General features: G+C 36.8%; 25 protein-coding genes, 1 pseudogene and 1 other annotated feature (1 of these 27 cut by a window edge). Of the genes and pseudogenes, 8 read left to right on the top strand and 18 right to left on the bottom strand.

Going from position 1 to position 21,286, the window contains the following annotated elements; genetic code table 11:
* Positions 1 to 5: 5 nt before the first annotated feature.
* Together OE105_RS02890 and OE105_RS02885 are read left to right on the top strand one after the other, a co-directional pair.
* Positions 6 to 437, top strand: coding sequence for a GNAT family N-acetyltransferase (locus tag OE105_RS02890; RefSeq protein ID WP_275421232.1), 432 nt, complete (start codon positions 6 to 8; stop codon positions 435 to 437).
* Positions 438 to 681: 244 nt separating this feature from the next.
* Complete coding sequence (locus OE105_RS02885) at positions 682 to 1,365, top strand: DUF421 domain-containing protein (RefSeq protein ID WP_275421231.1); 684 nt, start codon at positions 682 to 684, stop codon at positions 1,363 to 1,365.
* Between the two features lie 47 nt (positions 1,366 to 1,412).
* On the opposite strand, the gene OE105_RS02880 is transcribed toward OE105_RS02885, so the two are convergent.
* The 8 genes and pseudogenes from OE105_RS02880 to OE105_RS02845 all read right to left on the bottom strand — a co-directional run bounded on the left by OE105_RS02880 (position 1,413) and on the right by OE105_RS02845 (position 5,477).
* Positions 1,413 to 1,604 carry a hypothetical protein gene (locus tag OE105_RS02880; protein ID WP_275421230.1) on the bottom strand — a complete coding sequence of 64 codons (192 nt, stop codon included), beginning with the start codon at positions 1,602 to 1,604 and terminating at the stop codon, positions 1,413 to 1,415.
* Between the two features lie 121 nt (positions 1,605 to 1,725).
* Positions 1,726 to 1,983 carry a sporulation-specific transcription regulator SpoVIF gene (gene spoVIF / locus OE105_RS02875; RefSeq protein ID WP_275421229.1) on the bottom strand — a complete coding sequence of 86 codons (258 nt, stop codon included), beginning with the start codon at positions 1,981 to 1,983 and terminating at the stop codon, positions 1,726 to 1,728.
* 212 nt (positions 1,984 to 2,195) lie between these two features.
* A pseudogene (locus tag OE105_RS13915) lies at positions 2,196 to 2,264 on the bottom strand (YjcZ family sporulation protein); the annotation flags it as partial.
* A gap of 189 nt (positions 2,265 to 2,453) precedes the next feature.
* Positions 2,454 to 2,810 carry a stage V sporulation protein AE gene (gene spoVAE / locus OE105_RS02865; RefSeq protein ID WP_275422076.1) on the bottom strand — a complete coding sequence of 119 codons (357 nt, stop codon included), beginning with the start codon at positions 2,808 to 2,810 and terminating at the stop codon, positions 2,454 to 2,456.
* Between the two features lie 33 nt (positions 2,811 to 2,843).
* Entirely contained in the window at positions 2,844 to 3,860 is a 1,017-nt protein-coding gene (spoVAD, locus tag OE105_RS02860; protein ID WP_275421227.1) for a stage V sporulation protein AD, read from the bottom strand.
* A complete protein-coding gene (gene spoVAC, locus OE105_RS02855; RefSeq protein WP_275421226.1) occupies positions 3,860 to 4,330 on the bottom strand; it encodes a stage V sporulation protein AC in 471 nt (156 codons plus the stop codon). Before spoVAC ends, spoVAD begins: the two co-directional genes overlap by 1 nt.
* 12 nt (positions 4,331 to 4,342) lie before the next feature.
* Positions 4,343 to 4,822 carry a sporulation protein gene (locus OE105_RS02850; protein ID WP_275421224.1) on the bottom strand — a complete coding sequence of 160 codons (480 nt, stop codon included), beginning with the start codon at positions 4,820 to 4,822 and terminating at the stop codon, positions 4,343 to 4,345.
* Between the two features lie 283 nt (positions 4,823 to 5,105).
* Positions 5,106 to 5,477 (bottom strand): DUF1360 domain-containing protein, encoded by a 372-nt coding sequence (locus OE105_RS02845; protein WP_275421223.1) that lies wholly within the window; start codon positions 5,475 to 5,477, stop codon positions 5,106 to 5,108.
* 134 nt (positions 5,478 to 5,611) lie between these two features.
* Between OE105_RS02845 and OE105_RS02840 the strand changes: the two genes are divergently transcribed.
* Positions 5,612 to 6,064, top strand: a complete 453-nt coding sequence (locus OE105_RS02840) for a CotY/CotZ family spore coat protein (RefSeq protein WP_275421222.1) — start codon at positions 5,612 to 5,614, stop codon at positions 6,062 to 6,064.
* Positions 6,065 to 6,151: 87 nt separating this feature from the next.
* On the opposite strand, the gene OE105_RS02835 is transcribed toward OE105_RS02840, so the two are convergent.
* From OE105_RS02835 to yjbM, 6 genes are all read right to left on the bottom strand, one after another.
* A complete protein-coding gene (locus tag OE105_RS02835) occupies positions 6,152 to 6,754 on the bottom strand; it encodes a hypothetical protein (protein WP_275421220.1) in 603 nt (200 codons plus the stop codon).
* Positions 6,755 to 6,914: 160 nt separating this feature from the next.
* A complete protein-coding gene (gene fabI / locus OE105_RS02830) occupies positions 6,915 to 7,691 on the bottom strand; it encodes an enoyl-ACP reductase FabI (protein ID WP_275421219.1) in 777 nt (258 codons plus the stop codon).
* 109 nt (positions 7,692 to 7,800) lie between these two features.
* A complete protein-coding gene (locus tag OE105_RS02825; protein ID WP_275421218.1) occupies positions 7,801 to 9,636 on the bottom strand; it encodes a monovalent cation:proton antiporter family protein in 1,836 nt (611 codons plus the stop codon).
* Positions 9,637 to 10,128: 492 nt separating this feature from the next.
* Positions 10,129 to 11,034: an RluA family pseudouridine synthase gene (locus OE105_RS02820; RefSeq protein WP_275421217.1), complete on the bottom strand. Its 906-nt coding sequence runs from the start codon at positions 11,032 to 11,034 to the stop codon at positions 10,129 to 10,131.
* 31 nt (positions 11,035 to 11,065) lie between these two features.
* On the bottom strand, positions 11,066 to 11,860 hold the full coding sequence (locus OE105_RS02815; protein WP_275421216.1) for an NAD kinase: 795 nt from the start codon (positions 11,858 to 11,860) through the stop codon (positions 11,066 to 11,068).
* A gap of 13 nt (positions 11,861 to 11,873) precedes the next feature.
* Positions 11,874 to 12,491 carry a GTP diphosphokinase gene (gene yjbM, locus OE105_RS02810; protein WP_275421215.1) on the bottom strand — a complete coding sequence of 206 codons (618 nt, stop codon included), beginning with the start codon at positions 12,489 to 12,491 and terminating at the stop codon, positions 11,874 to 11,876.
* Between the two features lie 148 nt (positions 12,492 to 12,639).
* Here yjbM and OE105_RS02805 point away from each other — a divergent pair, with 148 nt between their 5' ends.
* The 4 genes from OE105_RS02805 (at position 12,640) to OE105_RS02790 (ending at position 15,695) form a co-directional block, all read left to right on the top strand.
* Positions 12,640 to 13,248: a CYTH domain-containing protein gene (locus tag OE105_RS02805; protein WP_275421214.1), complete on the top strand. Its 609-nt coding sequence runs from the start codon at positions 12,640 to 12,642 to the stop codon at positions 13,246 to 13,248.
* Positions 13,245 to 13,841 carry a lytic transglycosylase domain-containing protein gene (locus tag OE105_RS02800; RefSeq protein WP_275421213.1) on the top strand — a complete coding sequence of 199 codons (597 nt, stop codon included), beginning with the start codon at positions 13,245 to 13,247 and terminating at the stop codon, positions 13,839 to 13,841. Before OE105_RS02805 ends, OE105_RS02800 begins: the two co-directional genes overlap by 4 nt.
* Before the next feature lie 442 nt (positions 13,842 to 14,283).
* Positions 14,284 to 15,150: a ClpXP adapter SpxH family protein gene (locus OE105_RS02795; RefSeq protein WP_275421212.1), complete on the top strand. Its 867-nt coding sequence runs from the start codon at positions 14,284 to 14,286 to the stop codon at positions 15,148 to 15,150.
* Between the two features lie 368 nt (positions 15,151 to 15,518).
* Positions 15,519 to 15,695, top strand: a complete 177-nt coding sequence (locus OE105_RS02790; protein WP_275421211.1) for a hypothetical protein — start codon at positions 15,519 to 15,521, stop codon at positions 15,693 to 15,695.
* Positions 15,696 to 15,939: 244 nt separating this feature from the next.
* Here OE105_RS02790 and pepF read toward each other — a convergent pair whose 3' ends face one another.
* The 4 genes from pepF to spxA form a co-directional block, all read right to left on the bottom strand.
* A complete protein-coding gene (pepF, locus tag OE105_RS02785; RefSeq protein WP_275421210.1) occupies positions 15,940 to 17,769 on the bottom strand; it encodes an oligoendopeptidase F in 1,830 nt (609 codons plus the stop codon).
* Between the two features lie 94 nt (positions 17,770 to 17,863).
* On the bottom strand, positions 17,864 to 19,045 hold the full coding sequence (locus OE105_RS02780; RefSeq protein WP_275422075.1) for a competence protein CoiA: 1,182 nt from the start codon (positions 19,043 to 19,045) through the stop codon (positions 17,864 to 17,866).
* 219 nt (positions 19,046 to 19,264) lie between these two features.
* Positions 19,265 to 19,933 (bottom strand): adaptor protein MecA, encoded by a 669-nt coding sequence (mecA, locus tag OE105_RS02775; protein WP_275421209.1) that lies wholly within the window; start codon positions 19,931 to 19,933, stop codon positions 19,265 to 19,267.
* A 304-nt stretch (positions 19,934 to 20,237) separates the two neighbouring features.
* Positions 20,238 to 20,633, bottom strand: a complete 396-nt coding sequence (spxA, locus tag OE105_RS02770) for a transcriptional regulator SpxA (protein ID WP_275421208.1) — start codon at positions 20,631 to 20,633, stop codon at positions 20,238 to 20,240.
* Between the two features lie 381 nt (positions 20,634 to 21,014).
* Between spxA and OE105_RS02765 the strand changes: the two genes are divergently transcribed.
* Positions 21,015 to 21,200 carry a hypothetical protein gene (locus tag OE105_RS02765; RefSeq protein ID WP_275421207.1) on the top strand — a complete coding sequence of 62 codons (186 nt, stop codon included), beginning with the start codon at positions 21,015 to 21,017 and terminating at the stop codon, positions 21,198 to 21,200.
* A gap of 51 nt (positions 21,201 to 21,251) precedes the next feature.
* Positions 21,252 to 21,286, top strand: a binding site (T-box leader) (it continues 193 nt past the right edge of the window).

Raw genomic sequence — 21,286 nt, 5'->3', positions numbered from 1 at the left:
AACGAATGGAAGTTATCATTGCTCAACAAGAAAAACAGTTAAAAGATGCGTTGAAAGTAAGACATATTGTGTTCGTTGAGGAACAAAAGGTACCACTGGAAGAAGAAATTGATCAGTACGAAGACGAGTCTACCCATTTCGTCCTATACAATAATCAAAAGGAGCCGATCGGTGCCGGTCGTTTTCGTGAAGTGGACGGTGTCGGGAAAATCGAGCGAATTTGTGTCCTACCCTCTTATCGAAAACGCGGTTTAGGGGAATTATTGATGGAAAAGATTATCGAATTTGCAAAGGAAAACCATTTTTCAAAGGTAAAATTAAACTCCCAAACCCATGCAATCCCCTTTTACGAAAAACTCGGCTTTACTGTTGTTTCAGACGAATTTATGGATGCCGGAATTCCCCATAAAACGATGGAACGCTCTTTATCGAAATAGCTCTTGCGTCCCTTTTGAAGGCGCAAGAGTAAACCTTCAAAACATCTCCGTGAATTATTCCATTTAACAACATCCCCTCTTTTGTTTCTAAAAGATCTTTTATTCCGACCTGCCATTGGAATTGATTCATTTAAAAAATTGGAATATTGATTTTCATCCGAATCCAATCCACTCATCCCCTCAAGGAACATTATGAATAGTTTCCTTTCTATCGGGCAATTTTAATGAAAAAAGGAGAAATTAAATGGAATTTGTCCGTATAGCAAGTGAGCTAATTGTCGGTTATTTCGCCTTGCTTATTTTAACGAAGTTCCTTGGGAAAACCCAACTTTCCCAAATTACCGCCTTTGATTTTATCTCCGCCCTCGTTTTAGGAGAGTTGGTTGGAAATGCCTTATTCGATGAACAAATTGGCATTGGAAAAATTTTATTTGTCCTCTCATTGTGGGGATTATTAGTCTTCGGAACGGAAATGGTTACGCAAAAATTTCGAAAAACCCGCCCATTTTTAGAAGGTGGACCATCCATCGTTATTCAAAATGGAAAAATCGTTTATGAAGCGTTGAAAAAAAATCATCTAGATTTAGATCAACTCCAACATTTATTACGTTCAAAAGATGTATTTTCGATTAAACAATGTGAATTCGCTATTTTAGAAACAGACGGAACGATTAGTGTTATGAAAAAACCAGACTATGAGTGTGTGACAAAAAAAGATATGCAAATTCAAACGAATCCTCCAAGTTTATCCTACCCGCTTATTTTAGATGGAGAAATCGTTGATGAAAATTTACAAACGATCGGATGGGATGAGAAAAAATTAAAGAAAGAATTAGCTAAATTAGGATTTACCAACATAAATGATATCCTTTACTGTGAATGGGAAAAAGAGCAACGCCTTTACATACAAGAATATGAAAACGAATAAGGAGAGGACTTGAACCTCTCCATTGATGAAAAACCGTTCTACAATAGTTAAACATAGCGATCAAATTTCATACCTTTCAATTGATCGCCTTTTCTTTTTTGAGACAATTTACGGGGATCGAATTGAATCTTCTCAACTTTCATCGACGGTTGGACCAAAAGATTATTTGATCTATATTTCTCAATTCGATTACGGAAATGGCGGTCTCCATAATGGTTCATTGGTAAAATATAACCCATGTCCAACCCCTCCCCATCCTTTTCTTACTTTTATTATATTCCATATTTTAATAATTTTCAAACGACTGTATAAACGAGTTCTTCCCCTTCTTATCTTTTCAAAAGAAAAAGGATGTATTCTTTATTTTTTTTGATTGATCATTTTGGCAATCGTATTAAAATCGAGCTGTTTTCCATCTTGGATGATCGTTTGGACGATTTTATTCTCTAAATCTTTTGAAATGGACCGATTTGCAATTCGTGCAACTTTTTGAATCACCGATCGGACGGTTTTTTCATCTTGAAAATTTGCATTTTGTAGCGATGATGCCAATTGGAAGATTTCATTCATATTTACACCGGTTTTCTTTTCAATGTTTTTAAAAAACTGGTTTTCCATTCACGCAGTCACACTCCTTTATAGACTACATTATTTTATGCGGAAGTGAAAAGAAAGTGCTGAACGTTCCCGCTATTTCACTTAAAAAGGGTGAAAAATAGGATGATCCCATTATGTTTTTTTACAACATGAAAAAGGCATCCGAAAAATTAGGATGCCCCTAATTGCTTTTCTCTAATTACCTTCATGGAAAAGCCGGTAAGTTCCAACCTTTAAATAAAGCTTGCACCGACGATGATTAACAAAATGAACAGAACGACGATCAACACAAATGATGAACCGTAACCACAACCGTATCCAGGTCCATAGCCTGAGCCATAGCCACCAAGACCACATCCGTAACCCCAACTCATATCCCTTTCACCTCACTTATTCATTGCTTCATTGTAGGATATGTTCAGAAGGAGAAAAAAGTATGGGCACTTGACGGTTCCTATGTTGATTCATTTTGAGAATCATTCCGTACATTTTTAACCTTTTGATTTAAAAAGAAGTGCACCAATAAATGCAAAAATAATAGCTGAGGAAATACCCGAACTAGTTACTTCAAACATACCTGTAATCACACCGATGATTCCATGCTTTTCCGCCTCTTGAATTGCACCGTGAACTAAAGCGTTGCCGAAACTTGTAATCGGAATGGTTGCACCAGCTCCTGCAAAATCAATCAACGGTTCATACAAATCGAGACCGTCCATAATCGCACCGATTACAACTAACAGACTTAACGTATGGCCCGGTGTAAGTTTAGCCAAATCGAAAAGCAATTGACCGATCATACATATAAAACCACCTACAATAAAGGACCAAAAAAACATAGCTAACATAGTCCATTCTCCTTTCCAAATCGTCATCTTTTTTCACTCCATTTCAATCGATACCGCATGGGCAATACAAGGAATCGTTTCCTTTTGCTGAAAGGTCATCGGTGAAAGTAATGCACCGGTTGCAATGGAAAGGACTTTTGTATACACACCCTTTTTCATTTGGTTGAAAATATGGCCGTAAATAACGGTAGCCGAAGATGCCGCACCGCTTGCACCTGCTTGGACAGGTTGATCTTCTCGATAAATGATTAACCCGCAATCGAGAAATTTGTTTTCCGCAACCGGTATCCCCTTCTCTTTCAATAACTCAATGGCAGTGGTTCGCCCAATTTTTCCTAAATCACCGGTGATAATTAAATCATAATAATCAAAATCTCTTCCTAAATCATTGAAATGGGCGATGATCGTATCGACTGCAGCCGGTGCCATCGCCTGTCCCATATTAAATGGATCCGTTAAGCCCATATCGACTACTTTTCCGATGGTTGCACTCGTGATCTTCGGTCGTGGTTTCGATTGATTGTTTGATTTTCCGATGATTGCATATCCGGCCCCTGTTACCGTCCATTGGGCCGTTGGAGGTTTTTGTGCCCCATATTCCGTCGGATACCGATACTGTCTTTCAGCAGCGGCATTGTGGCTTGCTGCTCCAGTTATAATGTAGTTCGCTCCATCATTGTTAATAATCGATGCAGCTATAGCTAATCCTTCCATCGAAGTGGAACAGGCACTGAAGATGCCAAGGTAGGGAATGGATATGTTACGGGCAGCAAAATTCGTTGGTGTAATTTGATTAATTAAATCCCCACCAATCATAAATTGAACGACTTCCTTTTGGATGTTTCCCTTTTTTAGCGCTATTGTTACTGCTTCTTCGATTAATTTCCGATGGGCCTTTTCATAAGAATCTTCACCCATCCATAAGTCATCGTAAAAATAATCAAATTCTTCCGGAATCCTTCCTTCCCTTTCAAAGGGCCCTCCGACGATACCCGTTGATAAAATAATCGGAGAACGATTGAAAATCCAACTTTGACCACCCGCCAGCATTATCCTCCCCCCAATCCAGTGAAAATCGTTTTAATTAGTGCTACAACAAAGGCAGAAAAAACGCCAAATAGGATAACAGATCCAGCCAATTTAAACATGTTACTACCGACTCCTAAAACGAACCCCTCTGAACGATGTTCGATGGCTGCAGAAATTACAGCATTTCCAAACCCAGTAACAGGGACGGCACTTCCTGCTCCTGCAAATTGTCCTAATCGATCGTACACACCGAATCCGGTTAACAGCATGGATAAAAAGATCATCGTAGCAACTGTCGGGTTGCTAGCTGTTTTTTCCGTAAAATTAAAAAAATATATATAAAAGTATGTAATTCCTTGGCCAATCATGGAAATCAATCCGCCTACAAAAAAGGCGACGATACAATTCCGTAATAGGGGACGCTTCGCTTCGTGCTTCTTTTGGATTTTTTCATACGCCTTTTGTTCATACGTTTTTTGTTGATGATTCATCCTTCTCCTCCTTTACGTTTGTTCTTTACTCAATTGAATGATGTCTTTCAACTGTTCATCGAATTCCTCTTCTGATAAGTTATCTTGTTCTGTTCGTTTTTGTAACTTTACAGCTTCCAAAAATATTTTATAATCACTGGATAGGGTAAATTGTACATTTTCAAATTGGTCTTCCAGTCGTTTTTTCAATTCACCTTTGATTTGTTTCATCCGAAATCGATGAATATGTTTTACTTTATAAGCGACAAGGACATCGGTCTTTCCTTTTATCACAGCTACATCATAAATTTTTTCATTGGATAAAACTTCTTCCTGTATGTCCAGAACGATCCTTTCTTCCTTCGGATCCTTTATTGCAGATATCGGAGGTGGATTGGTTGTCTTGATTAAGGACATGAGCGATTGTTTATCTACGTCGGAGTTGCTACATGCTTGAACAAGCAATATTGTAAGAATAAGTATGGATAGCTTCGATATGTTTTTAATCTTCATCGTTTTCCTTCCTAACTTTAAATTTGACGGAATGACTCATATATATTTTTTTCATTTCTTTTTGTTTTATGAATGAAATTTCTTCATGAAAAAAGCCGCCTCGTTTAGGCAGCTACTCCTTTCATCTGTTCGTTTTTCTCCTTTTTCTACAGCCACAAGGCCTTTTTTTCCTTTTATTCACAAGATTCGTCCTTTTTTCATTGGATAAAACGGCTTTACTTTTTGTCATTGAACTCTCTCCTTTCCTTCATAGTTTATGAACATAAAATGCCTTCTGTTTATTTCATTGTCCCAATAATTTACCAATTACGGTTTCGATCAGTGAAGCAGCTCCAGCAATGGCAAAAAGAAGAAGGATCGGTGTAGAAACGTAAGGGTCAATGTAGTAAATCAAAAGGAGGAAGGCACTTACCCATATGCCCGTACACCAATAACATGCAAGCAGTTCTCCAACCCATTTCCGAATTCCCCTTGATTTTGGAACGATATAAACGACCTCTTCTCCCTTTTCATCCATTTCTGTTACTTCTTCCATAAAGGGACGGCGAATAAACTCTGTAATTTTATCGAAAACGATCAAACGTGTTAGACGAAAGGAAGCGAGCACAAAGAGAAGAAACGTTCCCATTTCCAATTCGATATTTTCCATGTCCATCACCATTTCCTTTCCATTCTAGGCTTATTTCTTTCATGAAAATACCTGAAATTAGGCAAATTACCGATTCCACCTATGGGATGTTTACATAGTCTGATATTGAAATCAATTCATGGATACAAGGAGGAAGCAGTATGGGGAAACATTCCGAAAAATTTACGAATTGTGTCTGCGATACATTGCTATCCATAGTGGAGGCACAGGACCAAGTGGAAAATGATTGCCAATTTAGTTGCGATACGGCCATTCAAGAACTTGTCGGTGGCGCATCAAGTCCATACAATACCATTCCCGTTATGTTAACTTGCAAAGGGACTTGCGAATTGTTTGTCGGTCATGGAGTCAGAAGATCCGATGAAACGGATACTGAATTAGATGTGATTAATTCCATCGTATTCCGAGTTAATGATGTAGACCCAGAAACCTGTTGTGCCACTTTGGAACTATTACAAGAAGCGGATACAAGAAATCGAGGCGATCTATTAAAGAAGATCGAACATGCGGACTTAGAAGCGACAAATGTTTGCATTACCGTTGATTTGAAATGCTTTTGTGCCGTCACATGCTTACCACCTGTCAATTTGTAATAGAAAGGACTTCACCAATCTCCCTTTTTGAAAAAGGTGACTCTATGGGCGCGATCTACCCTTGAGTCACCTTTTCATTTTTGGAATTTATTTACTATCTTCGTTATTGTTTGTAGGGTTGATAATTTGAAAATCATAAAATTCTTTGTAGTTATACATCTCGATTGAATTGTCAACTTTTATGCGAACGAAATTTCCCCGTTTACTTAATACTTGAAATCGTTTCCGTTCTCCACGTATTGTCGCCTCACAAATAGGTCGTTCTAACACAGGTGGGTAAAGGGCAAGGCGACGAATGACCTCTTTTATATTCGAATCCTTTTCCTTCGCTTTTGCTTCGTCTTTTTCATCGATGGAAATATGTTCAATGCTTTTTCCAGCTATCGGGTTTTTATCCCCTTTTTGCACCCATTCTCGTCGCCCAGTTTTTCCCCTTGAGGGCTCCGCATTTTGTTCCGATGGTGTAATCTTCCCTTCTGTAGATTCCTTATCTTCTATGACAAGTATATCAACGACAGGCAACCTTTTTTGTTTTTTTCTTCTCCCTTTTCCATCGGATTCCAATTGTTCCTTCGAATGATCGACAGGTATGGAGATTTTTTCTTGTTGTATAATTGAAACCTCCGGAAATTCAGGTTGTTGAATGTATAAAAGCGGTTTGGAACGGTGTTTATTTAGCGCATTTCCCACGAAATGTTTCACCTCCTCAAAATCTGTCAATATATAAGTATGCAAACGGAAAATCGATGTTAAAATATAAATTGAATATGTATGGAGAAAGGAAATTAATGATAAAAAAAGAGGAACTTCGTCAAAAAGTGACGAGTATCCTCATACAACGACGATTTGATTAAATTGAGACGATGTGAAATCCGGAATCCACATGAATGTTTTCGCCGGTAATTCCCCTCGATAAATCACTTAATAAAAATAAGGCCGTGTCACCAACTTCTTCAGCCGTAGTTGTCCTCCGTAATGGGGAGCGTTCCTCAATTTCGTTCAGTACAGAGTTAAAATCTCGGACACCTTTTGCAGAAAGGGTACGGATTGGACCTGCAGAAATAGAATTTACGCGAATGTCATCTTTTCCTAAATCATTCGCCAAGTACCGGACACTTGCTTCTAGGGAAGCCTTTGCTACCCCCATCAAATTATAATTTTTTACGACTCGCTCACCACCTAAATACGTTAACGTGACGATGCTACCACCTTCCGCCATTAGTTCCTTCGCTGCCCGTGCAACTGCTGTCAGCGAATAGGAACTAATATTATGGGCAAGCAAAAATCCTTCCCTAGACGTATCGACAAACTCCCCTTCTAAATCCTCTTTATTCGCATAAGCGATGCTATGGGCCAAACCGTGGATCGTACCTACTTTTTCCTTGATTTCTTGAAAACAACGTTCGATCGATTCGTCCTTCGACACATCGCATTGCAAAATGATCGTATCATCCCGTTCTAACGTTTCTGCCAATGCTTGAACATTTTTTTGCATACGATCACGATTGTACGTTAATATGAGTCTTGCCCCGGCACGATTCAAGCTACGAGCAATCCCCCAAGCGATACTTCTCTTATTAGCAATACCCATAACGACGAACGTTTTTCCTTGTAGAGATATTGTCATCTATTTAACCTCCTAGTTTTAATACAAGTTTCTAGTATCTGATACTAATTTTATCGTATTTTGTTATAAAAGAAAAGGAGGAATGTTTCATCCCTCCTTTTTTAGCCGGTTATTCCTTTCGTTCCAATTCCATTTTTAATTCATCCGCATATTTTTTTGTACCTGACACAATGAGTCGGTCATCTAATCTCAATTCCGTCTCACCGTGGGGAACGATTAAATCGTCACCTCGAAAGATCCGAACAAACAGTACGTCGCCAGTAAATGGGAATTTTCGAATTTTCATACCGTGGTATTTTGGATTTTGAATTGAAATTTCGTAAAGGGACGACTCTTTATTTGTTAATAAGTCGACCATTGAAGGTGATTCGATTGCAATTCGTAACAGTACGTGTTGCGATAATAAATTGGAATAGATTTCCACACCTTTTTCACGTAAAAATCGTTGTAAATCTGGACTTTCAATCCGGGCGATTACCCGTTCTATCCCACGCTCTTTCATTTTTAAAGCCAATTTTCCATTCAGTTCTTGATCACTTGTGGAAAGTACAACGACATCGTAAGAAAAAATCCCGTTTTTTTCTAATGATTCATCCTCATAATCATCCAATTCCGTTATATTAAATATTGATTCACTCGTTTTAATCGACTCTTTTTCTTGCTTTCGATGAAAAAGTGTCGGTGACAAATTGGAAGATTTTAAATCTTTATATACGGAAAGGGACGTATTATTCGCACCGATCATAGCAACACGTATTGGTGAATCTTCTATTTCTTGTTTTGTCATGTATTTTTTGAATAATATAGGCGTAATAATACATGAAATTACTGCTACTAATATAAGTGTTCCGCTCAATTCCGTTTCAATAATTCCTAATCGTTCCCCGATGGTCGATGCGGCAATAACTAATGACAATGTAGACGTCAATAGCAAACTAGACGAAAAAACAGTTTTAAAATCGAACCATTTTTTCAATAGTAAAATCGGAATGAATTTTGACAAAAATAAAGCCAAAAGTAACAAAGGAATGAGCAATACCATTTTCGGATCCCCAAGTAAAGACCAAAGATCAATCTCTACTCCGATCATAACGAAAAAGATTGGAATAAAAAATCCGTATCCGAAAGAATCAAGACGTTGAATTAGTTCCTTAGACGGTGCAAGTAATGATACGAGAACACCGGCAAGAAAAGCACCTAATATGTTTTCTGCACCTACCCGCTCCGATAAGGCGACGAAAAAGATGATCAATGCAAAGACAGCGCGGGTTCCAATTTGTACCGTTCCTCTTGAAAGCTTCTCAATTAGTTTTCCGTCTTTAAATTTCTTTCCGGCAAAATATAAAAGGATGACAGCACCAAATAATAGGAGTAATAGCCAAGTATTTCCCCCTCCCTCGTAAAAGGAAACGAAGATTGCGAGTAAAATCATCGTCGCCAAATCTGCTATTACTGCCACAAGTAAGATAATTTGACCAATTTTCGTTTTCATCAACGATTCTTCTTTTAATGTGGGGACGACGATGCTTAAAGAAATCGTCGAAATAATAATCGTCATCAGAAAAGCATTATCAATAAATCCCGCAATCATAAACAAGTAAGAAAGTCCGTAAGACACGGAAAAGATTCCTATAAAAATAATAATTGATAAAAATAGCGGATTTGGACCGTTATTTTTTTTATTTTTTTCCTTAGAAAAAGCTTGAAAATCAATTTCGAGTCCGCTTAAAAACATAAGAAAAATAAACCCTAGTGTCGATAAAGTTTCCAACCAGGTATCTTCATGAACGACATTGAATCCGGATTTTCCTAAGATTAAGCCGATTACAATTTCTGCAACGACAACGGGGATCAAATTCAATTTCATTCGATGCAGGAAAATCGGTGTAAGAAATGCTGCTAAAATGACAATAACTAAAGAAGTTAAAGATGTGCCATGGGCCATATTTCGTCCCTCCAAAATGAGTAGAATTTCTTAAGTATGGGATAATGGTCACATTTTATACTGATTAATAAACAATTGTCAAAAGAAAAGGCAATGATTGAAAAAAATTTCTTTATCTCCATTGTAACCATTCAAAATGTTAAATACGTTAAGATTCAACGAATGACATACACGGAGTTTAAGGGATCATTCCGGATGATATTGTCTACATGAAAAAGGAAATTCATTGATCTTATTTTCACTTTTATATTTTCAACAGTTAGGGGAAAATTACAAATCATTATAAGGAGAGTTCGCTTCATACGTCCTTATGATTGAAGGGAAACATTCCATAAACAAAAAACCGGTCAACAATGGAATATTTCAGTTAGATTTATTACACACTGAATCTGATTCATTTTTTCTCTTCATTCATTGAACGATGAAAAAAAGGAAGGGGATGAAGGGAGAGGTTAATTAAATATTTTTTACCATTGTGTTGACAATTTTTTATCAATGGTAAACATTATTCTTTCGTAATATTCGTTTCATATCCTCAGGCAAATCTGCCGAAAATTGCAGGAATTCCTTTGTAATAGGATGGATAAAGGCCAGACGCCTACAATGTAAAGCTTGGCGATCCAATAATACCCTACTCCCTCCGTATAAATCGTCCCCTACGATCGGATGACCGATATGAGCCATATGAACACGAATTTGATGGGTTCTTCCCGTATCCAATTGCAAGCGCACATGGGCAAATCGATCATATTGACAAATCCTTTCGTATCGAGTTCTTGCCGCCTGACCGTCCTTTGTTACGACTCGCTCAATGATGCTATTCGGTTTTCTTCCGATTGGCTTATCGACTAGACCGACGTTCGCCTTCAAACATCCTTCTACAAACGCTTCATACTCCTTTTGAATAAAAGATCGATTCCCAGCCGTGTTCAATAAATGATGGATTTGACGATATTTCGCCACTAAAACTAATCCGGATGTATTTTTATCCAACCTTGTTACAATATGAGGGGTGGAATGTAAATCGTTTTTTTCGAAATAAGCAAGTACCCGATTTGCCAAACTACCGGTCGGTTGGATAGGAGAAGGAATCGTATTCATATATGGCGGTTTATTTACGATCAATAAATACTCATCTTCATAGACGATTGAAAGGGGGAGCGGTTCAGGGGTTAAGATCGGACTTTTTTCTTCCTTAGGAAAAACGATTTTTAACCGATCCCCTTCTTTCAGACGATCGCTTACCGTAACGTCAAAGTCATTCACGAGTAAAGCTCCCCCGCGATATTTGACTTCCGTTAATGATTTCCTAGAAATATTTTGTTCCTTTAAAAATTGTTTCACAGTCTTTTCTGCATCGATTCTTTCGATTTTCCATTCCAAAACAAGTTGAACCATCGAACGTCTCCTTTTAAACGTTTCGTATTTCTCAATCTCCGATAAAGGAAGCTTTCACCCGATCCCAAAACGGAAAAGGTTTGTATCTTGCAAAACGGATTTTCTCCTTTGCCACTTGGCAACGAATCGATCGGACGTTTTTTTGTTCAAAAGATAAATAGTCAATCGTAATTAAAAACTCATCTCCGGTCACAGGCTTTAGATCACAATAATGATGGCTAGGTAAGATTAAAGGGGATCCAATCGTTCGAAAAACCCGATTGTTAATCGATGCCATTTCGGCAATTTGAATCGATGCTAGTGAAGGATGGATAATAGCACCACCGAGCGCTTTATTATAAGCCGTACTACCCGACGGAGTGGAAATGCATAAACCATCGCCACGAAAACGTTCAAAATGCTCTCCGTTGATTTCCACATCCATAACGAACGTGCCCTCTTTCGTCTTTACAGTCGCTTCATTTAATGCCAAGAAAGACTGTTTCTTATTTTCCCGATCAAACTGGATGACAACTTCTAGTAAAGGATATTCCACCACTTGAATCCGCATCGTCGCAATGGCATGGACAAGTTTTTCAATTTCACCAGGCACCCAATCTGCATAAAAGCCTAAATGACCGGTATGTACACCGACAAAGGCTGTTGTTTTTAAACGATGCCGATATCGCTGAAAAGCATATAGCAACGTCCCGTCACCACCGACGGAGATCACGATATCTGGTTTTTCCTGATCGGATGTTAAACCGTGGGCAAATAAACGATCGTAAAGGCGATTCATCAACTCATTTGACTTGTCATCCCCTTTTGATATAACCGTGAAATTCATTTTGAACTCCCTTTCATTTTTCTTTTTTACTCGAGAAAAAGACTTGTGCTTCCCGAATTTCTTCACGAATTAAGGACATTTCCTCATCCAATAAAAAAGCCGCTTCTGCAGCCCGTTGCAAACGGAATTGAATATCTTCAGGAAACTGTCCATTATATTTATAATTTAACGAGTGTTCAATCGTTGCCCAAAAATTCATCGCTAACGTTCGGATTTGAATTTCAGCCAATACCTTTTTTTCACCGTGGATCGTTTGAACGGGATAACGGATATTCACATGATACGATCGATATCCACTTTTCTTTTTATGGGAAATATAGTCCCTTTCCTCAACAATTTCAATATCACTTCGTTTTTTCAGTAATTCCACGACTTTCTTAATATCGTCCACAAATTGACATATAATCCGTAATCCTGCAATATCGTTAATTGTATCCAACTGATCAAAGGGAATATTCTTCCGTCTCATTTTATCCAAAATACTTGGAATCGGTTTGACCCTGCCTGTTACAAACTCAATTGGCGAATGACTTCCTTCTAATTCAAATTGCCTTCGAATACCTTTAAACTTAATCTTTAATTCCTCCACCGCTTGACGATACGGTTCGAGAAAATGTTCCCAGTCTTCCAAAACGATCACCCCTGGCAAATATGTTAACCATTCCAAAACATACAAATATCTGCTATCATTTTACCATAGAAAACGAAAGTTTCAGTAGAAAACGGTTTTAAACACAGGAAAAGCGACGGATTTTTATCCCGATTACGGAGGACGAAAAATGCAACAATTGGAGATCGAATTTAAAAATTTATTAACGGAACATGAATTCAATCAATTGAAAGACTATTTTTCCATTCGTGAAGAAGAGTTTTTTTGCCAAGAAAATTATTATTTTGACACCCCGAATTTCTTATTAAAAACAAACGGCATGGCTCTGCGAATCCGAAAAAAAATGAACGTTTATGAATTGACATTAAAGGAACAAAGAGATGTAGGCCTATTAGAAACGACGGAACCCCTCTCGCTATCCGATGCAAAATCATTCATAAACGGTCAAATGTATTTCCACGGGGATATTAAAAACCGTTTAGAACAGTTGCAAATCCCTTTGGATACGATTCGTTGTTTCGGTCAATTAAAAACCTTTCGAGCTGAAAGACCTTATCGAGACGGACTATTCATTTTAGACAAAAGTATGTATTTAAAAAAGACCGATTATGAACTAGAATATGAAGTAAAGGATGCAGAAGTTGGCGAACAATCTTTCATCGACCTTTTACGACAATTTCAAATTCCAAGAAGAAAAACGGAAAATAAAATTGCCCGCTTATACAACGAAAAAATGCGCCAAGCATCAAGGAAAAATCGGGAGGCGATGTACGAATGAACGTACAACAAATTCGGACCTTGTTGGAAATTCAAGCGATAAAAAACATCGGTTCAAATGGTATGAAAGAACAAGAAATCGGAACACAAACGAATTTTTCTGAACTATTAAATCTCTATTTACATACGAAAAAGGAAATCGATAAGGAACCGATGACCACCAGTATACCGAATATACCAACTACCCATTTTTCCCCTATTGCCCCAACGTTAAGGGAAAATACGAATTATCAAGAAATCATAAGGGAAGCCGCTTTAACATACCAGTTACCAGAACGTTTAATTTATGCGGTAATTAAAAATGAATCGAATTTTAATCCTTATGCAGAAAGCCCATCGGGAGCACGTGGATTAATGCAATTAATGCCAAGTACTGCCGAATCCCTCGGCGTAAAGTCCATCTATGACCCGAAGGATAACATTATGGGAGGAGCAAAATACTTGCGGATGATGCTCGATCGTTTCAACCGTCTTGATTTAGCTCTTGCTGCTTATAACGCTGGACCGGGAAATGTGGAAAAATACGGCGGAATACCTCCCTTTAATGAAACGGTAAGTTATGTAAAAAAAGTGATGAACGACTTTTTAGCCTAACGTCCATATCGTTGTTCTATTGGTGTCTATCTTTCGTATAGGCACCTTTTTGTTCGGAATAACATTAACAATTTCAACCATCCTCTAAAAGATACAAACATTCGTCAAAAAGGATGAAGAAGATATAAGATTGAGCGATTTATTTGAGATAATCAAAAACCATTGATACAATTATTTCAAAGTTGAAAAAGGAATTTTTCATAGACGTTCGTTAAATGACTTGGTTTCTTAAAACAGAATCAACAATTGATCCTTTTTCTTTCTTGAAACTTTGGCAAAATGGTTTCATCGGATTCGTTCAGCGTTCTTCCAATTACTGACACTACGAGCTATATATGGCATGAAATCGAACGGAAAAGGTATTACCAAGGATTTCATATTCGCCTTGCTTTTTCATCAATAGAATAAACACGTCAAACTAGATAGAAAAAGGTGAAGTTTTGTGATTGACAAAAATAAACAGAATGGGCAATTCCCTTATTTATCTTGGCATGAAAATAAACCGTTAGAGCTGTATTTTTTTATAGATCCTTTATGTGTTGATTGTTTTTCCCTCGAACCCATTATGAAAAAATTACAAGTTGAATATGGGCATTACTTTTCCCTCACGTATGTTTTAAGTGGAAAAACGAACGAACCTATTCATTCAAAATCGCCCTTCAAAAAATATACCACCTTGAAATTAATGAAAAGGATCGGTTCAAAGAATTGTTTCCAATGCGGTGAAGAAACCCATCTTCCACAACATTATCTTGCATCGATTGCTATTAAAGCCGCTGAATTACAAGGTAGAAAAGCGGGAGTCCTATATTTGAGGAAATTACACGAATTTATATACCTTAAAAACGAGAACATCCATGAATTGAAAACCCTTATCCAATGTGCAAAGGAAGCCGGATTAGACGTTGAAGAATTTTCGAAGGATATTCACTCTTCGACCACATCCCACGCCTTTCAATGCGATTTGAAAATCACATGTGAAATGGACGTAAATGAAATTCCTACCGTCGTATTTTTTAATAATCGGGTGGAAGAAGAAGGGTTAAAACTAACCGGCGTACATCCATACGAAGTATATATTGAAATTTTCAAGGAAGTTTTAGGGAAAAAACCGATTAGGCATCCCCTTCCTTCATTAATAACCTTTATGAAACATTACCAATTAGTCACGACACGGGAAATTGCCCTTCTATATAATTGGTCCCATTTACAAGTGGAAAAGGAAATGAAAAAATTAAAACTTCAACAACTTGTGGAAAAATATCAATCATCATTCGGAACATTTTGGCGTTATACGGGAAAATTGTAAAGTGATATGGAAATTTAGTCCTAGGCATTCTCTCGATCATTTGGGAATACGGGGCTTTTTTTATTCAGAATTTCCTTTTTTTCAGTTAAAAAGAAAGTCCAGTAGATGGGTGGTCTACTGGACTTTCCTTTCTTGTTACGAACAAAGGGGATGGGAGAAATTTTCACGGTCAAACAAAGGGGTATATGTTTGCTTGTGAATTTCTTCACGTCATTATAATACCATATCGGGTTAAAAATATGCAAGAGTTCATTCAACTTTTCACAAATTCGTAACATAATACTTTTTTCAAATCATCATCTAAAATTCTAATTTGTTGGTTTTGTACATAAAATATACTAACGATTATTTAAAATAGGAGATGGAAAATGAACCGTTTGACTACATTTGTCATGCTCGTTGCCATCGCATTCTCTTTTATTTTTCATATGTTTGGAATGATGAACCTTTATCCCGCTTATATCACCGCTCCCTTACTTTATTTTTCCATTTTCCTTTACATTTTATCCCGCAATCACCGAAATCGATTTAAAGGTTTTAAATAAAAAATTTCGCGTAATTTGTCTTTACCTTACCGTTAAATAGAGGAAAGGGACTGTCTAAAGTTGATAAAAGGGAAGGGGGCGGCGACTCCAGAGAAAACAGCACGAGCGGAAGACCCCACGAACGATACGAATCGAAAAGGCTAGGACATGCCTGCTGAAAGGGCCGTCACCAAAATATAATCAATCGAATTTTGTTTATAAAAAAAGGGGCAGTTCAATTTGAACAGCCCCCTAATTGATTATATTACTGATCAACAGAAGAAAGTAATCGTTCCATTTCACTTAATTTTTCTTCAAATACTCGTAAAGCTTCTTCCATCGGCTTAGGACTCGTCATATCGACTCCTGCTTTCTTTAATACCTCGATTGGATAGTCGGAGCTACCTGCTTTCAAAAACTCGATATATCGTTTTACTGCCGGCTCTCCTTCCTCGATAATTTGCTTGCTTAATGCGGATGCGGCACTAAATCCGGTAGCATATTGGTAAACGTAATAATTATAGTAAAAATGCGGGATTCTCGCCCATTCTAAACCAATTTCTTCGTCTACGGTCATCCCTTCACCGAAATATTTTTTATTTAAATCGTAATACACCTTTGTTAATAAATCTGCTGTTAACGCTTCTCCCCGGGCAGCCCGAACATGGATATCATGTTCGAATTCTGCAAACATCGTTTGTCGAAAAACCGTTCCACGGAAGCCTTCCAAAAAATGATTTAATACATATAGCCGTTTTTTATCATCATCCAACGTTTTCAATAAATAATCTGTCAAAAGATTTTCATTACAAGTGCTGGCAACTTCAGCGACGAAAATGGAATAATTTCCATATGGGTACGGTTGATGTTTCCGTGTTAAATAACTATGAACGGAATGACCAAATTCATGGGCTAGCGTATATAAATTGTTCACGTTATTTTGCCAATTCATTAAAATATACGGATTCGTTCCATAAGCACCTGAAGAATAGGCGCCACTTCGCTTTCCTTTATTTTCATAAACGTCGACCCACCTGTTTTCAAATCCTTCTTTTAAAATGGCCACATAGTCTTCTCCAAGGGGTGCTAAACCTTTTAAGACGATCTCCTTAGCATCTTCATAAGAAATCTCCATTTTTACATCTTTCACAAGTGGAGTATATAAATCATATATATGCAAATCGTCAATGTTTAACATCCGTTTTCTCAATTCCACATAGCGATGGAGAAGATGGAGATTTTTGTTTACTGTATCAACTAGCTGATCGTATACTTTTTCAGGAATATGATTAGCGGAAAGGGCTGCATGCCGAGCAGAATTATATTTCCTAACGGATGCGATAAAATTATCCCGCTTCACTTGACCACTAAGGGTGCTGGCAAAAGTGTTTCGGAAGCGTCCGTATGTGTCGTAAACAGCTTTAAATGCATCACGTCTTACTCTACGATCGTCACTTTCTAAAAAGGTGATAAAACGCCCGTGGGTTACTTCTACTTCCTCCCCATTTTCATCAATGATTGTAGGAAACTGTAAATCCGCATTGTTTAACATGCCAAAGATATTGCTTGATGCACCGAAAACGTCGGATGCTTGGGCTAAAATTGCTTCCATTTCAGCAGATAATACATGTGGTCGATGTAAATTAATTTCTTCAATTTGATGTTCATAAAGTTTTAGATCTTCGTTTTCATCAAAAAATTGACGAATTTTTTCTTCATCAATTGATAAAATTTCAGGGACAATAAATGCAAATTGACTACTTGCCCGTGTATATAACATCTTTGCCCGATCATTCATTCCTTGATAAGTAGCATTGGTCGTATCTTGATCATAACGCATATGGGCATATACATATAGTTTTTCGAGCCTGAACATGACATCATCCCGAAATTTTAATGCTTTGAACAAGTGATCCGCACTTTTTCCTAACGTTCCTTTATATTCCGATGCTTTCGGTAATAAATCGTTTATTTCATGAAATTCTTTCTCCCATAATTCATCCGTTGCAAAAATATCTTCTAATCTCCATGTAGCTTCTTCTGGGATTTCACTTCTTGCAGGAAGTGTTTTTACTGTGCTTTTTCCATTAGTCATCCTATTCCCTCCATTTTATCCACATTTATTATTGATTTCATATTACCACAAAATAAAGTTATGTATAATCAATAAAATATACATATTTTTCAAATCAGTCAACCAAATTTTTTAATAGAATGCCTTTATACCGGCGAAAGAAATCTTTTCGAATCCCAAAACCATCTCTTCCAAGTGGTATGGGTTCCACTGGTTTTTTGATGATAAACGTATCCCCTTCTTTTCTCAACGTCCCGATTTTTACAAAAAATCGAAAATAATGCCAAACAGGGAGGTTTTTATCCCTTAATTTCAATAAGGGAAAGGAACGCCAATGAATCATTCCGTTCATTTCTTTCAAAAGAAAGTTTTGAATATCACGGGTCGAAAAATAATCCCCTCGTTTTTTCCCGTAAAAAAATCGATGCCATAAATACGCTTGCCATTCAAAGGGGGAATTTATAATCATATACATATATGGGAGAGGGAGACCTACTTCTGGGGGAAACATTGTCGGATGAATATGATGTCGGTAAAAAAATAACAAAAATGGGTCTTTTCTTGCCCCCGGTTGTAAGTTACGGGTCAATAACCAATTTTCCATTTTTTCAGGCCACATATTGTAAAACTCAAAGGAAGGATTCGTTTTTGCAAAAATATCCGTCCATTTTGCTTTACGGTCAAATATTTCTTCTTTAACAAATGCCCGTTGTTTCGATATGGGAATAAAATGGGTGTAGCGAAAAAAAGCCTGTATATTCGGATCGAAGGATAAAAGAAACGGCTCGGATAAAAAGATGTTTTGAATAAATTGGGTGGAAAAATCAGTAAAATGCATTACATGACGATTACTTTTTCGAATAAGTTTTTCATGAATGATCCAAATGGGGACAATTCCATTATTTTTATATTGTTCTGTACGTTTTTTTAGCAATTCTTGCGGAATTGGGGAGCATTGAAACTCGACTGCAGTCCTCATTCCCTTCCAATGGAAAAATATGTCGGGTCGTTGATTGATTTCACGTAAAAATTTTTCAATAACCGGAGTAAAACCGTTATTTTTTAGCCATTGGTAGAGGGCTATTTTTCCTTTTATATGTTCTACTGTTTCTCCTTCCCCTTTGGCTGGACATACACTTTTATGGGCGAAATGGGGAAGTTTTCGCTTTCCGATTTTTAAAATTACCTCCTGCTTACAATCAGGACAGTAAAATGGTGCTTCCTTTTTTAATCCTTCAACATATGCATAGGAACGATGTAATACTGTTCGTAAAACCCCTAAACGATTAAGTGCCACAAACAATCCATTCACTCCTTTTTTTGAAGTTTGTTTGGGGAATGAACTTTAATTAATGGAGTAAGATTAAACATCGTTTCCTTTTATTATGAAAAGAAAAAGAAAACAGGTCAAAAGGAGAAAATTCCTTTTTCAATTGGTGAAAAATAAAAAAAAGCCGATTCCAATAAAGGAAATCGGATTTTGTCGGTGAAATGATATGGAAAATTGAACTTTTCATTAATTAAAATATTGTTTCAACACATCAAAAACATTTTCCTTAATGATTTCATTCCCATATTCTTCTAGAACTTCCAATGTTCGTCCAGACTCAACACCATATTCTAAAATAATGCTAATCATATTATCGACTTCTTCTTCTGAAAAATGTTTGAAGGAATACTCGGTATATAAATAATATTTTTGATCCATTGAAAACAATCGAGATTGAATACCCTCCGGTAAAGACCGTTTCGATAAAGAAATTAGGTCTTCCAAATCTTGGAAATAAGTTACGAAGGAGACCGTTTCATTTTCCTCACTTTCAGTTGAATCTAAACTATTCTCAAAGAAATGCTGGTCCAGGTACTTTTCAATTTGTTCATCGAGGGAGAAGTCCTTTAATTTCTCTTCGGAAAAAGGCAACTCAAAACGGCTACCATCCTTGGAAATTTGAGCTTTCGTTACCAATACTTCCAACCCTTTTTCCAAAGCTTGGACTTGAATCCATAATGGACCGTCAAATACAAATCCTTCCTCTTCATGTACCTCATCCATCATTTCCCAAAAAAGCTCTTCACTCTTTTCCCGGTTATACCAAATTTCTTCACGGTCAAATCCCCGTTCTTCCACATCGACATATGAGATAAAGAATTTGACTGTATTTTCATTGATTCGCTCTATTTCCATATGGCTACTCTCCCTTCTGATCCGTATTATGAAGGGACGAATCCCCCGGTTAATCCCGTAAAATTAACTATATTGTACACTTCCTACTTTTATTTTATGATAAAAATTTGCTGAAGGGAAACGAAATCCATTCAATGTAATAAAATGAGAAAACAACCTATTCTGAAACAAAAATGTAATTTATTACAACTGAATGGGGATTTGATTTTAGAAAAAAAGCCTTCACGCATTTGTAGCATGAAGGTGCCTAGTTGTCCATTATTATAACCGTTTTTCTTCTTCGAGTAAAGGGGAAAAGCCTATTTTAATTAACGAGTCTTTGCGCTTGAATTAAATGATACGTACGGACCTTTCTCGGTAAAAATCGGCGAATTTCATCTTCATTATATCCTACTTGTAACCGCTTTTCGTCAATGATGATTGGACGACGTAAAAGTCCCGGATGATCTTGAATTAATTTAAATAATTCTTGGAGTGGAAGGGCATCTAAATTCACATTCAATTTTTGAAACGTTTTCGAACGAGTTGAAATAATTTCATCCGTACCGTCTTCAGTCATACGAAAAATTTCCTTAATTTCCTCCATCGTAAGAGGTTCTGAAAAAATATTTCGTTCTCTATATGGAATATCATGTTCTTCTAACCACGCCTTTGCTTTCCGACACGAAGTACAACTCGGTGCAGTGTACAATGTGACCATTTTTTATTTTCACTCCTTCTCCCGTTCCATTTTACTGGAAAAATTTATTTAAAAACTAATTCCTTATTAATAATTAATTTAAATTAAAACCACATAATCATTATACATGATTTTGTCACGAAATGGTATATTTTTTAATATAATTTTTTATTTTTTTGTTATCATTTTCACTGGTTTTTGTACAATTTTTCATTTTTTATACGTAATCACATATTATATAGTAAAATCACGTATTCTCCTTTTGACCATTGATTATCAATTATCCATAGCAATTGAAAAAATTTATTTTGGACGAAAAAAGGCAGAAGATTTAAAGGGGCCGAATGACAAGACGAACTCGTAACGTGAAATTATATTCAATATATAAAGGCGGGGACAAAAATGAACAAATTTTTTATTGATTATTTTTTTATTTCATCTCTCATTATCATTATAACAGCTTTTTTCGGAAATGTGTTACAGTTTTTCGGAAAAATTTTCCGAAAAAAAGAAAAGCGGTATGAATATATCCGCGTACGGGAAAAAAATCAAAAAAATTGGAAACGAATCGGCGGAGTAAACAAATAATCATCTTGAATTCGGATTAGGAATCATTTATAATTATTACCAATCTAATACGGAAAAGCGATGAGAAAGAGGAGTACATTCGGTCG

This window comes from Fervidibacillus halotolerans, from assembly GCF_026547205.1.
GTDB lineage: Bacteria > Bacillota > Bacilli > Bacillales > Caldibacillaceae > Fervidibacillus > Fervidibacillus halotolerans.
This window is presented reverse-complemented; position numbering and strand designations above follow the sequence as displayed.